At 68.4% G+C, this 13,982-nt stretch carries 6 protein-coding genes; all 6 read right to left on the minus strand.

Annotated features, from left to right (window positions below; genetic code table 11):
- Window positions 1-123: 123 nt before the first annotated feature.
- Entirely contained in the window at window positions 124-3,381 is a 3,258-nt protein-coding gene (locus tag L6Q96_07120; GenBank protein ID MCK6554342.1) for a hypothetical protein, read from the minus strand.
- Complete coding sequence (locus tag L6Q96_07125; GenBank protein ID MCK6554343.1) at window positions 3,369-4,415, minus strand: FAD:protein FMN transferase; 1,047 nt, start codon at window positions 4,413-4,415, stop codon at window positions 3,369-3,371. The genes L6Q96_07120 and L6Q96_07125 overlap by 13 nt, the downstream gene beginning before the upstream one ends.
- On the minus strand, window positions 4,382-7,279 hold the full coding sequence (locus L6Q96_07130) for a hypothetical protein (protein MCK6554344.1): 2,898 nt from the start codon (window positions 7,277-7,279) through the stop codon (window positions 4,382-4,384). The genes L6Q96_07125 and L6Q96_07130 overlap by 34 nt, the downstream gene beginning before the upstream one ends.
- A gap of 492 nt (window positions 7,280-7,771) precedes the next feature.
- Entirely contained in the window at window positions 7,772-8,008 is a 237-nt protein-coding gene (locus tag L6Q96_07135) for an endonuclease domain-containing protein (protein ID MCK6554345.1), read from the minus strand.
- A 130-nt stretch (window positions 8,009-8,138) separates the two neighbouring features.
- Window positions 8,139-10,691, minus strand: a complete 2,553-nt coding sequence (locus tag L6Q96_07140) for a hypothetical protein (protein MCK6554346.1) — start codon at window positions 10,689-10,691, stop codon at window positions 8,139-8,141.
- A gap of 44 nt (window positions 10,692-10,735) precedes the next feature.
- A complete protein-coding gene (locus L6Q96_07145) occupies window positions 10,736-13,978 on the minus strand; it encodes an efflux RND transporter permease subunit (GenBank protein MCK6554347.1) in 3,243 nt (1,080 codons plus the stop codon).
- Window positions 13,979-13,982: the final 4 nt, after the last annotated feature.

Raw genomic sequence — 13,982 nt, forward strand, 5'->3', positions numbered from 1 at the left:
GTACCGTGTTCCCCGATCGGAGCGGTTTTTCAACCCGCCCGCAGCCCGAAGCGATCCGCGCCGTCGCCCCCGCGGGTCCGCCGAGCGACTCCTCGCCGGGCGGCATATCGACGCCCGCGGCGGCTAGCGCGGAACGCCGAGATCGATCCAGCGTACAACGGCCGCCAGCTCCTGCTCCGAAAGAGGATGCGCCGACGGATGCGGCCGGTCCCCTGCGATCGCGCCCGGTGCGTGCAACTCCCGACCCAGCAACTTCTCCGTCAGAGCGCTCTCGATCGCCAGTCCCTCGCCCGCCGTGTATCGGCGCAACGCCTCGTACGCCTCCGTGCCGGTCAGGTTCACCCCCGCCGCAGGGTCTTTGCCCGCGTGGCAGCTCGCACAACGCGCCTCGACGATCGGCCGCACATCGGTGTCGAAACTCGCCTCGCGCAACTCCACGGGTCCGTCGCCCGACCAGTTCGCAGGCATACGGCCCGTACCGCTTTCCTGGCTCCAGTTCGCCAGCGTCCGCGACGCCGAAGTCATCGCGTCGGGCCGGCGCAGGGTATCGGCCGGCCTCCCCGTCAGTCCGCCGTGACAGCCCCCACAGGTCTGCGCGAAGAGACGCCGCGGAATCGACAGGGTGTGCAGCTCGCCCGGCTGCGCGTACAGCCAGCGGTTCGGCGAACGCAACGCCATGCCCCGGCCGTTCAGCGACTGGAGGTCGAAAGCGAGCCCCGACGGCACCGCGGCGTAGAACGAACCGTCGGGTTCGAGCGGCAGCTCCGCGATAGTGACGCGCCTGTCGTCGCGCCATCCCACCAGTCTGACCCCCTGCACCTGATCGACGTCGGGCGTTTCCGTACCGCAGATCGGGCAGCTCGCCGTCGCGATGTGACGAGGCCCCACCGGCACGATCTGCTCGAAGAACGCATCGAGCAGCGGCAGGTCGGCCACGTGCAAGACGGCCGGCGTTCCTTCCGGATAGCCGGCAAAGCCGCGCACGACCGCCGGCGCCCCGAACAGTCTCTCCTGCCGCAGCAACGACTTGCCCACCGGCTCCTTAAGACGGGCAACGACCGGGCGCGGCCACAGCTCGGAGTCGGGACCCCCGATCGTCGGCTCGCGCCGGAAAGCGCCGGGGGCGAACCCGTCCGGGGTCTGCCACGCCGGCGCCGGTACAAGTCGAAAGATGTCGAAGTCGGGATCGGCCCCCGCATCGGTCAGATCCAATGGCCCCTGCGCCCATGCAACAACGACGCTCCCGTCGGGCATCGGGAAAGGATCGCGGTACGCACCGCCGGCCGACACACCGCGGGCCGCAGCCGTTGCATCGAGCGCCAACCACCCCGGCACGAAGCGCGGCAGCGACGTCACCGGCGTGCCGGTCGCATACGGATGATCGAGATTGTCGGTGGGGTTGTCGGCCTCGATCGTCGGGCCGAACTGGTGATCGGAAAGAATCAGACTGCCGCCCCACCACGAATCGGCGTCACGGCCGATGCGGACCTCGAGGCCGTTCGGCAACTCGCGGTCGTCGGCGAAGATCGGCACTCCCGAACGGTTGCCGTTGTGGGTGTGGAAGTTCGAGCCGTCGACGTGGGTGCGGAACAACGCGCCGTTGAAGAACGGCCGGCCGTCCTGTTCTCCGGTACGCAGCGACGTGAACACGATCTCGCCCGACGATCTCATCGTCGGACGCCTGACCTGACTCGGCGAGTAGGTCATACGCCGCAGCGTCGACCGCAACGTCTCCCGTTCCTGCCCCGGCGCCGCCAGTCGCATACGATAAGCGTCGAAACACGGCGCCAAGCGCGGCGTGCCTTCGATCACGTAGTGCGTCGTCGAGTCGATCGCGCGCGGCAGGGGCGCGTCGAGCAGCAGCTTCCCGGTTTCGTGACGCCGGACACGCCGCAGCGCTCCGGCGTTGCTGCCGCGAACGAAACGCACGGTACGACCGTCGTAGGCGCCCGCTCGCTCGGTGAGCTGGTCGTCGAGCAGCGCCGTCGAGCTGCCACCCTCGGCCTCGCCGAGGCGGCCGGCCGGACTCGACCGGCAAGCGCCCGCGTCGAGATTGGAGACGAACACCAGCGCCGCGCGCGACAGGTCGTCGCCGTCACGGTCGTCCGGGTCCGGCACGTACAACGGATCGAGGAAGTGTACCGCCGGATCGGTCGAGAACGTCAATTGCCGCGCGGCACCGGTCGCGAGTTCGATCTCCCACAAGTCGAACGGTTCCTCCGCCGACCGGCGCATCGCAAAGACCACGCGGCGGGCGTCATAGCTCACCGCGGGCGCGCGCACGTCGGCCGCGGTGCCCTTGTGCAGGCCGGCCGTGAGGTTGACCTCCTCGCCGTCGCTGCGCCGCCAGTAGAGATCGCCCCCCGGCAGAAAGGTCAGGTCCTCGAAGAACCGTTCGGGGGAGTGACGTGGCCGGCGCACGAACACGAAGCCCCGCACCTCGCCGAGGGCGGCCGCCGTCCGCCGGCGGGCATCCTCGGCTTCGAGCCGCAGCCATTCGACCAGTAACCGGTAATCGGGATCGTCCTTGCGGAAAAAGTCGTTCCCGCCCTTGTGCACGATGCCGCCCTGCTCGACCGGGATGTTCTTGAGCAGTTGCTTCGACTGCTCGACGTCGCCGTCGAGCGCGACGAGCCGGGTGACCTTGCCGAGCATCGCCTGCCGGTTCGCACGGTGCATCGCGCCGGAAAACCGCGCCGGCAGGGCCGGCATACCGGCATCCAGCTTGAGGTCGTTGAAGGCCAGCTCGCCGTGGCAGTTGGCGCCCAGGCAGGTCTTGCGCACGAGGATCGGCGCGACCCGGCCGGCGAAGAACTCCTCGGTGGCACTCGGCGGGGACGGTGCGGACTGACGGGTGCGCGCCTCGACCTCGAGCCAGGCAACCAGTTCCGCGTAATCCGGGTCGTCGGGCGAGGCGAACACCTCCGGATGCCGCCAGTACCCGGAGTAGGCGGTCGCCAGCGGGGCGCGGGCAAGGAGACTTGCGGCCGGCGTTCCCGGATCGATCGGGCGCAGCGTGCGCGTCTGAGTCTCCCGGATCCGGGTACACCGATCGTAAGCGGCACGCCGCTGGTCGGCCGAACCGATCCGACCTCGGTCGTCGGTGGGCCATTGCAGCAGCGCCGGCGCAGCGGCCTCCTCCTCCATCGCCCGGTAGCGCGCTTCGCGGACACCGTGACAGCCGCCGCAGCGCCGATCGAGGACGGGCACGACGCGCTCGCCGAACCGCGCCTCGGAATCCTCTTCAGCGACCGGCGGGGCATAGACCCACGGCAACCAGACCGAGCCTCCGGCGGCCGCGATCACAGCGCCGATTCCCAGTAAGGCGAGGGCCACGCCGCGCCGGCGTCTATGCGGTCGGGGCTCGATCATCGCAGCCATTGCAAGCGGTCGCCTTCGAGACGCAGGCCCCGCGACAGATGTACTCGGCCATCGCGATCGACGGCGAGAGCCTCGACGTCCGGCAGTGCGTCGGCCAGCGCAATCCCCCGTTCCCAGCCGAGCACGGCGATCGCGGTAGCCAGCGCGTCGGCGGCGGTGCCGTTGCCGGCGATCGCGGTCGCACCGGTCACTTCGCGTGCCGGCCAGCCGGTGCGCAGGTCGACGATATGCTGATAGCGCGTGCCATCGACGGCGAAGAACCGTTCGTAGTCGCCGGAAGTGGCGATCGCGCAGTCGGTGGCCGGGAGCGTTGCGAGCAGGGTGTCGCGGCGCGGATCGCGCACCCCGACGATCCACGGGGCACCGTCCCGAGAGCCGCCGACGACGACGTCGCCACCCGCATCGACGATGAAATTCGGGAAGCCGATCTGCCGCAGCCGCGCGGCCATGCGGTCGGCGGCGAAGCCCTTGCCGATGGCGCCGAAGCCGAGCTTCATGCCCGCACGGGCAAGGCCGATGCGGGCGCCTTCCTGCCGAATGCCCCGGTAGCCGACCAGTGCCTGGCGTGCGGCGATTTCCGCGCCGGCCGGCAGCCTTCGGGTCAGCCGCGCCCGCTCCCACAACTCGAAGAGCGGTCCCCCGGTGACGTCGAAGGCGCCGTCGCTGCGGCGCGCCCATTCAATCGATCGCTCTACCAGCTCCTGCAGTTCGGGTCCGACGGCCACCGTCGCGGCCCCGGCCGCGGCATTGATCGCCGACGTCTCGCTGCCCGGCTGCCACTCGCTGATGCGCGCCTCGATCGCGGCGGCCAGGTCGAGCGCCTCGTTGGCGGCCGCGGCCGCGCGCGGCTGAGCGCCCGCTTCCGCCCACACCGACACCTCCACCAGCGTACCCATCATGGGCCGCGCCACCCGGACGATCGCTCCGGCCGAACCGGGCCGGCCGCGCCGCTCGGCAACGCCGAGCGCGACCAGCACGGCAACGCCCACCGCGACCGCCGCTATTCGATAGATAGGACGTACCGTGTCAGGCATTCGATATCCCAGACGGTCAGGTGCGACGTGACGCCGTGTGTGTCCGGCAACCCGTCCCGCTCGTTGAGTCCCCGCTCGCGTTGGTCGGGCCGGTCGGCGTCGGGCCGCGGAGCCGGCAGGCGGCCCAGCGCGGGATGGTCGGGAGTGCAGAGCACCTCGCGCAAGCTGACCGCGTGTCCGTGGTGCAGAAACCGCGGCGGCCGCGCCCACAGGCCGCGCAGCGACGGCGCCACGAAGAACCCTTCGCGCTCCTCGACGCGCCCGCCATCGTCCGGATCCCAGGGGCGAACGTAGCCGTTGATCGCGTCGATCCGGTCAGCGCTGACGAGGGTGTGCGCGTCGTCTCGGGCGGCCGGTGTGACGAGCGGCGGGAAGGCCCGGTTCTGATTGTACGCGTGTTGTTTGTCGGTAAAGGCCGGCGCCGGATGACAGCCGGCGCAGCCGACCCGCGGGCTTTCGAACAGCGCCCGTCCGTGCCGCACCATCGGGTCGCCGGGATCGACCGGGTTGGGCAGCAGGCGCGGCTCGCCGCGCTGGTAGTCGCCGATGAACTTCTGCAGCTCGCGGAACGAGTAGGCGCGGCCGAGGTATCTTGCCGAGATCCGTGCAAAGTGCCGGTCGCGCCGCTTGAGCAGGTCGGCCAGCGTCACGCCTTCCCGGTTCCACGCCCGGCCGGTGGCAACCACGATCGTGTCGGCCGAGGTCGCGTAACGGGCGGCGTCCTCGGCGGTGACACGGATGCCGTCGAAATCGCCCGCCGGCGTGTGCCCCTGGAAGTCGACCAGCGGGTTGTGCTCCATCATCATGGTCAAGGGCTCGTCGATCGACAGTGTGCCTTCGACGAAGAAGGGGACCTTCTGAACCAGCGCCCGGAGGTCGGGAACCTCACGGCTGCCTCCCGTACGCTCGTCGCCGTGGCGGCTCTGGCCCATAACCTGGCTGACGCTCCACTGCTTCCCGTCGGAGGTATCGCGGTAATGGCAATGAACGCAGCTCTGATCCTGGTCGACCGAGAACACGCTGGTCTGCACGAAGAACTCGCCGCGTTCGAAGTCAGTGGCCGGGAACGCTTGGGGTAGCCGCGATACCGAGCGGGTGACGGTTGTACCGTCGCGCATATCGACGAACGTGACGCTCTCGTCGAGGTGGTTGGCGACCACCAGCGTCGACCCGGCGACCGCCAGACCCGTAGGTTTGAGGCCGGTGGCGAAGACGCGACCGGGGCGCAGTCGCCCGGACGGCGGCGCATCGACCGAAACGTGCCATTCCTGCACTTCGAAGGTGCCCGACATGGAGACGAACAGGCGGTCGCCGTCCGCGGCGATCTGTTCCGGGAAGGCGCCGGCGACGCGCAGAAGATCCGGCGGCAGATCGCCTTTGACGTCGCCGGGAAGGGCTTCGAACGAATCGGACGTGTAGCGAGTGAAGGTCTCCGAAGCCGTGTACACATCGACGCGCTCAGCGCCCGGATCGAGGATGACGATGTCGTTGCCGATGTCGCGGAACTTCTCCTGCGCGGTGCCGTCGACGGCATCGAACCGACCGAGCGGCCGTTGCCTGTCGAGCGGCAGCGGCCGGGCCGTGGCGGGATCGCGCCACAGCGTGAAATCGGCGTTCGGCTCGCGGGAATCGAGGCTCTCGCGACCGGCGTCGTGGTCGCCAGGGTGTCCCGAACCGACGTTGAGCGTGGCGAACACGAGTCGGCCTCGCGCCCAGGCGATGTCGTTGACCGGCGAACGGGTGAAGATGCGCCGCGTCTCGCGCCGCGAGCCGAGATCGACCACCGACACGTCGAGCGACCCGGTGTTGGCGACGTACAGCGTGCTGCCGTCCGGCGCGATGGCCATGTCGCGCGGTTTGTCGCCGACGGAGATGCCAGGCCCCTCGGTGCCGTCGGCGATCCAACGGCGCAGCGCTGCGAAGTCGGGATCGCGGTCCGGTTCCGGAAACACGACGCCGCCGGGGTGATGCTTGCCGTCGATGCTGTCGGCACGGCCACCGTGACGCGTTGCGGTCACCGCAAGGAGAAGCGGACTGAGTTCCGGCGCTCCGGCGCGCGCGTGGACGACCGTGCTCCGAAAGATCTGCCGGTCGTCGCGACCGGCATAGAACCCGCCGGCCGCATAGAGGTGGCAGCTCGCCGTGCCGCAGCGGGCGCGCAGGACGCCTTTGATGCCGTCGGGACCGCCCGTTTGCGGGGGCGGGGCGATTTCCTCGAGCGGGGCGAAGCCGCAGCGCACGCACCGGGTCGCCGCCGGGTTGGCATCGCGCCATCCACACATGGGACACTTGCGCCACCCGGTCGGGTGGCGCCGTGGCGTACCGAAAAACCGGCGGCGGTCGAAACCCAGCTCGCGCAGCCGACCGGAGAGCCGGTCGTCGTCCCACGTCAGGTCGACCACGAGCACCTGGTTCGTCCAGAAGTTCGAGACGTAGACCGTGCGCCCATCCGGCGCGAAGATCAGATCCTCGGCGTAGAACGGCACGGGGATGCTGGAGACGACGCGGTCGGTGGCGACGTCGATCACGGATAGGTAGTTGGAGAATCGATTGGTGACGACGACCCAGCGACCCGTGGGGTGCAGAGCGATTCCGTACGGGTGGGACCCGACGGCGACGCGGCCGATCTCGCGCCGGCGGGGCACGTCGAAGACAACGACCTCCGACCCCGGAGCGATCTCCTTGCCGGCGAGCGTCACGTAGGCCCTGGCACCGTCGAGGGTGGCCGCGACGCGGTAAGGCCGGGTGCGAAGCGGCTGGCGGGGCAGCGACGGATCGGGGTTGGCGACGGGCAACAGGTTCCGGGGCGCCTCCGGGGCCGAGCTATCGTCGGGCGTGCCTGCAAGGTCAACCGGCGGTGCCACCGGCACCGCCCGCCCGGCATCGTGGTTGCCGGCAGAATTACGGTACAGCGAAACCCCGATGCCGGTAACGAGCGCGGCGCACGCCAGGACGGCGAGCCAGAGATCTCCCCTGTCTTGGCGGTCGATCGGCCGCCGTCGAGGGCGAGGGATTCGACTTGATCCCGGAAGCTCGAACATCCCCCAACCGCCGTAGTCCCGTGAGGAGTTGAAGACAGCCAGCATATGCGACGCGAACGAAGGGGCGGTCAAGTACCTCATCCCGCTGCGCAGTCAGGTCCCTCTCCTTCGAACATTGGGATGGGTGGGACCGGGGATGGGCAAGTGCAATGGCGGGCAGCCATCGGGGTCGGCATCGGCATCGGTATCGATCCGATTCCCTCGATCCCGATAGCGGTTCCGACCCCGACCCCACGGCAACAGCACCCCACCGCGGAGTCAGGTCCCTCTCCCAGCGGGAGAGGTCAGGTGAGGGGATCCACATCCTCCCGCAGTTCAGTCCCGTGTCACGATCGCCACGCCCCGCACCGCTTCCCCAATTCTCGCCAGCACACCCTCGATGTTTTCAATCACGTCGTTGTTCCAGAACCGCACAACCCGGCACCCCGAGAGTTTCAGAAACCGGGCACGCTCTTGGTCGTATTCCCGTTGCTCCAAGTGCTGACCGCCATCTACTTCCACCACCAGCCTCGATTCCACGCAACAGAAGTCGACGTGACGCTCGTGCCTCATTCGATCTTATCCCCTCACCTGTCCTCTCCCGCCGGGAGAGGAACCTGACTCCGCGGCGGGGTGCTGTTACCGTGCTGTGGCGGGCATCGAACGCGCGCGGAGCGCGCGTTTCACCTGGGCGGGCCGGTGGTTACTGCGGTACCGCCCGCCAACTCCGGTGCGCCGGCACGCCGATCTCCGGCGCATGGCCGAGCACCGCGTACGGATATGCGAAGGCCAGGGCATCGCGCTGCACGTCGAGCGGCGGGGCGTCGCCCAGGTACGGCGCGATCAGCAACCGGAAATGCTGCCGCTGTCCGTTGTAGGAAGGCGCATGCGGATCGGTAGTGTCCGCCAGCTTCTCCGCCAGGAACTTGCCGAGACCCGTGACCCCCGTGGCGTAAGAGAGTTGCCGGCCGTAGTAGCTGCCGAAGGGATTGAGAAAGATGAGCGTCTCGTTGCCGTCGCGGCGCGTGCGCATCGGGCAGAACGCGAAACACGCCATCGCATCGGCCGTCTGCGCAACCAGCAACCCGCGTTCGCCGTCGCTGACGGCGACCCAGCCGTGGGTGACGTGGTTGTTGAACGCGTCGAGTTCGCGGTTAGCCGAGAAGGCGCCGTACTCGGGCTCGTAGCTGCTGACGTGCCCGAAGTAATTGTGCTTCCACACCCGCAGCGGGCGTCCCGGTCGACCGCGCAACGCCGGCACGATCTCGCACGGCATCACCTCGTGCCAGTGGCCGTCGTAAACCTGTTCGAGGCGCCGTGCCCGCTCGCGCTTGAAGTTGCGCGAGTGCGTGTGCGGATAGCGGACGCGCGTATCCACGAACAGGTACGGCAGGCCGGTCGCCAACAGGTACTCGCGCTCGAACTCCACGTCGGCGGCAGGCTCGCTGTAGATGGTCGCTTTCCCGCGCACACCCACGATCCCGATATTGCCATCGCCGAGTGCGGCTACGGTCGTGGGTTCCCATTGCGTCACCCGGGTTACGGCCCCGCGGTAGGTCACGGCGCTGCGCATGACTTCTCCCGCGCTCCATTGCTGTCCGAGCGCGGTCAGGCCCACTGGCCGGCCCGCGGCGTCGAAGGCGAGGGTCAGATGCTCGTTAAGCAGCACACCGTCGCGCGCGATGACGGTCCCCGACGACGGCGCGATCGCGGGTGCTCCCAGTTCGAGGCGGTACGGGCGCCGCTCGCCCGCCTCCAGCGTCGCCACGAAGAGCAGTTCGCCGTCGGCGTTGCCGGGAGCGCCGGAAAGGCCACGCACCGCCGCGGTCTGCCTCCGGCCGTCGCCGGTGACGACCGCGGCGCCAGCCGGCGGCGCGGCAGCGAGGCGCAGCGGCAGTCGCACCAGCGCCCGCGACGGGGCGGCGGCGTAGGTTACGGCGTCGGTGGAGACGCCGCGCACGTAGTCCACGAGCGAGAACGAAAAGCCCTGCGGATCTTCGGCCGTGGCGCCGGCGGCCAGATCGAAGGCCCGGGCGGCCTCGGCGACCGCTTCGTCGACCAGGGCGGTGACCGTGTGCAGCCGGGTCTTGTTGACGATCGGGGAGGCCAGACCGAAGTGAGTGGTCGAAAGCGCGAGGAGGCGCGCCTGCGCCGCGGCCTCGAGCCGCGCCGCGATGACGTCGCGGTCGCCGCCGGAGAGGGAATCGTCGCACAGGCGGCGCGCCTGCAGGTCGAGGATGCGGGCCCGTTCGATGCCCGTCCAGATGTGATGGTTCGACCATTTCTCCGCCCAGCTCGAGTAACCGTCGAAACTGCCGTCGGCCGTGTCCTGCGCAATGACGATATCGGCCAGAGGGGGGTGGGTTTCCAGGTACGCGCCGGGGGTCGTGAAGGCGACGAAGTCGAGCCCGCGGGCAATATCGATCAAACCGTCGAGGCCGCGAAGCTCCGGCATGAGACGATCGATCAGCGGCACGGAGACCCCGGCCCAGAAAGGGTCGTCGGCGTCGGCATCGAGCAGGAGCAGGAAGTCGATCGGCTCCGCCATGGCGAGTTGATAGCGCCGCAAGCGCCGCAGCCAGCGCGCGAACGAGACGTGCTCGGCGAGGTCGCCGTGGTTGTGCGCCGGCAGGAGGACCATGGAGCGCTCGATACCCGAGTAGGTCAGGCGCAGCGGATTGCAGCGCCGTTCGAGGGGCAACGGCGGCACGAAGTTGCTGAAGGCGTTGAACGGCACGCCGCTGTAATAGAGGCTGATGCAGTCGATGCCGTGGCGCGGGTACAGAGCCAGGTGCAGCGGCGTGTACATCATCTCCTGCGGGCGTACGATCGGCGCGAAAGTGCCGAAGAGGTCGCGTACGCCCGACCCGGCTGCGTTGGTCAGGGCGCGAGAGATAGCGGCGTCGAATTCGCTGGCCGTGTGCGCGGCAATCAAACCGTTGTTGTACGACATCGCCTCGACTTCGTCCTGCCCGGCGGCGACGCGGCGCCGGATAGCGGCGATCAGGTCGGGGCAGTGCGCGGGCATGATACGTTCGAGCGAGAAGTAGTTCTCGATATCCCAGGTGCCGCGCACCGGCACGCCGCGCGCATTCCAGGTGTCGAGGACCTCGACGATCCGGCGGATGATGCGGATGTCCTTGCCGAAGCCGTCCTCGTCGACCGTGTCGCCGCGGTAGGAATGGTAGAAGTTCGCGTGAAAGCGAAACGCGAGATGGATCCGCGGCGCAGAGGCGGCTGCCGGCGTGCCTGCCATGATGTCGCTCCTTTCCTCGTCCGCCGGTGCGCCCGGTCTGGGAACTAAGTGGTGTGGCCGCGGTCGATTGCCGGCGTTGCCGCCGGCGGTAGACCGGGGGCCGCCGAAGGCACACGATCGGCTCGGCGTCCGCTGATTCGCGCCAGGAAGCGGCCGATATCCTCGAGAACCAGGTACCCGCACGGAACCACGAGCAGCGTGATAAGCGTTGCGAACAGCACCCCATAACCGAGCGAGATGGCCATCGGGATTAGAAACTGCGCCTGGACGCTTTGCTCCGTCATCAGAGGCAACAATCCGACGAAGGTCGTCAGTGAAGTCAGCACGATGGGCCGAAACCGGGCCACGCCCGCTTCGGTAATCGCGTCGTGGACGGTCACGCCTTCGCTGCGGGCCTCGTTGACGAAGTGCACCAACACCAGACTCGCGTTCACCACCACACCGGAAAGGGCGACGATACCGATCACCGACATCATGCTCAGATGTCGACCCATCAAGAGGTGCCCGCCGATCGCACCGACGATGCCGAACGGAATCACGCTCATGATGATGAACGGCTGGGTATACGAACCCAGCGGGATCGCCAGCAACGCGTACACCGCGAACAGCGCCAGAACGTACGCGCCCAGCAAACCCGACAGCGCGCGGGTCTGCTCGCGTTGCTCCCCTTCGAGATCGTAAGACACCGACGGGTAGTCGGCGAGGATGCGCGGCAGCTTCTCGCCGGTCATATCCTCCAGCACTTCGTTTGCCGTCGTCACCGCGCGGTCGACGTCGGCCGTAACGTTGACGACGCGCTTGCGGTCGGTGCGCCGGATCGTCGAATAGCCGCGGCCGAGATCGACCGTGGCCACCGTCGAAAAGGGCACCTCGGTGCCGTCCGGGGCGCGCACGCGGAGATTTTCGAGATCGCCGATCGAAGTTCGATCGCGCTCCGGGTACCGGACCATGACCCGGATGTCGTCGCGCCCGCGCTGGATGCGTTGCGCCTCCTGTCCGTAGAAAGCCTGCCGCACCTGACGCGCGAGGTCCTGCAGGGTCAACCCCAGCAATTCGGCCGACGGTCGGATGCCGAGCTTGATCTCGCGCTTGCCGGCACGAAAGGAGTCGGCGATGTCGACGACGCCGGGATAACGCGCGAGTTCGTCCTTTACGCGCCGTGCCGCCTGCGCCAGTTCATCGATGTCGGTGCCGGCCAACTCGATATCGATGGCGTTGCCGGCCGAAAACAGGTCGGAGGCATACCCGAGCTCGGTCGCTCCCGGCACGGCGCCGACGAGATCGCGCCAGCGCTGGCCGATCTCCCCGGTGCTGATGTCGCGCTCCTCGGAAGGCACGAGCCCGATCACCACCTCGGCGACATTGCCGCGCACTTCGCCGATCCCCTGCACCGCCGCGGGGTTATTGTCCTGCCGGTCCTTCAACGGCTGCGCCCCGACCGCCGTGAGCACGTTCTTGAATAGACTGGCGCCGGGCCGCGCGTGCGCCGCGTCGATCTCCTGCCGCAACGGCCCCACGGCCGCCGCGATACGGTCGACCGCCGCCTGCGTGACTTCGGCGGTCGTGCCCGGCGGCATCGTCAGACGGGCTGACAGGTAATCCGCCTCGATGGGCGGAAAGAAGGAGAAGTGCATGCGGCCGCTGGCAACCACCGTGAACGCCAGCAGCAACAGTACCATCGCAATGGCAATGGTCGTGTAGCGCCATTCCTGCGCCAGCACCAACACCGGGCGGTAGACCTTGTGCGCGAAAGCTATCAACCCATCGCTGCAGCGGTCTTGCAGCCCCACCCATGCGCGCCCGACTCGGGTACGAGGTCCGCGGTGCGGATGGGCGTGACCGAGATGAGCGGGCAGCACGAATTGCGACTCGATCAGCGAACACACCAGGCACGCGATCGACACGATGCCGGCGACGGCGAACACCTGGCCCATCGGGCCCGGCAGCACCACCATCGGCACGAACGTCGCCACGGTCGTCAGGACGCCGAAGACCACCGGTACCGTCACCTGTTGCGTGCCGATCACCGCGCCTTCGAGGTTGTTGCCGAGCTTCTCCTGCCAGGTGTGAACGCTCTCGCCGACCACCGTGGCGTCGTCGACGAGGATGCCGAGCACGACGATGAACGCGAACAGCGAAATGACGTTGATCGAGATGCCGAGCGGATTGAACAGCGCGAGAGCGCCGAGGAAGGAAATCGGGACGCCGAGGGTTACCCACGCCGCCAGTCGCGTGTGCAGGAACAGCGTGAGCACGATAAACACGAGAATGAACCCGCTTCTCGCGTTGCTCAGCAGCGTTTCGAGCCGGCCGCGCAACGGCACCGAATCGTCTTGCCAGACGGTCAGCGAGACGCCCTCGGGCAGCCGCGGTTGGGCCGTGGCGACGTATTCTTTGACCGCCTCCGCGATCTCGATAACGTCCTGCTGCCCGACCCGAAACACCTGGATCAGCAGCGCGGGTTTTCCGTCGAAACGTCCCGAGACGCTGGTATCCGCGAAGCCGTCGACGACCGTGGCGACGTCGCCGAGCGTTACCCGGGTGCCGTCGGCGCGCGTGAGGACGATGATGTCCTCGAAGTCCGGCCCGCGGTACGCCTGCCCTTTCGCGCGCAGCAGGATTTCTCCGCCGGCCGTCTCGATGGTGCCTCCGGGCAGATCGAGCGAAGAGCGGCGGACGGCGGCGGCGACATGATCGAACGTGATGCCGTGGCGGCGCAGCGCCTCCTCGGAAATCTCGATCGAGATCTCGAACGGCCGCGCCAGTACCACGTCGACCTGAGTGATCGCCGGATGGGCGGCAAGCTCGTCGCGGATCCGTTCGGCAATGGCGCGCAGGCTGCGCTCGTCGGCGGGCCCGTAGAGGGCGATGTCGCTCACCGGGCGCCGAATCGTAACGCGCGCCACGATCGGCTTCTCCGTCTCCGTGGGAAACGTGTTGATGGCATCGACGCGGTTCTTGATGTCGGTGAACACGCGATCGACGTCGGAGCCGGCGAGCACCTCCGCAATAACCGCACATGCTCCCTCGGCGGCCGTCGAACGAATGCGGTCGATGCCGTCGATACCGTCGATCTGCTCTTCGATGCGAACGCAGACGCCCTCTTCGACTTCCTCGGGCGCGGCGCCCAGGTACTCGACGGCGACGCTCACCATGTCGATATCGATGTCCGGGAAGGTCTTTTGCGGAATCGACGGCAGGGCCATCAGGCCGCCGACGACGAGAACCATCATCAGCAGGTTGGCCGCGACGTTGTTGCGCGCGAACCAGGCTACCGCCGTCTTCATCCGC

It is taken from the genome of Candidatus Binatia bacterium (genome assembly GCA_023150935.1).
Taxonomy (GTDB): Bacteria; Desulfobacterota; Binatia; order HRBIN30; family HRBIN30; genus JAKLJW01.

Bases quoted from the DNA above. Each gene is read 5' to 3' on its own strand.
- L6Q96_07120 (MCK6554342.1), bottom strand. From the start codon at position 3,381: ATGGCTGCGATGATCGAGCCCCGACCGCATAGACGCCGGCGCGGCGTG.
- L6Q96_07140 (MCK6554346.1), bottom strand. From the start codon at position 10,691: ATGGCAGGCACGCCGGCAGCCGCCTCTGCGCCGCGGATCCATCTCGCG.
- L6Q96_07135 (MCK6554345.1), bottom strand. From the start codon at position 8,008: ATGAGGCACGAGCGTCACGTCGACTTCTGTTGCGTGGAATCGAGGCTG.
- L6Q96_07145 (MCK6554347.1), bottom strand. From the start codon at position 13,978: ATGAAGACGGCGGTAGCCTGGTTCGCGCGCAACAACGTCGCGGCCAAC.
- L6Q96_07125 (MCK6554343.1), bottom strand. From the start codon at position 4,415: ATGCCTGACACGGTACGTCCTATCTATCGAATAGCGGCGGTCGCGGTG.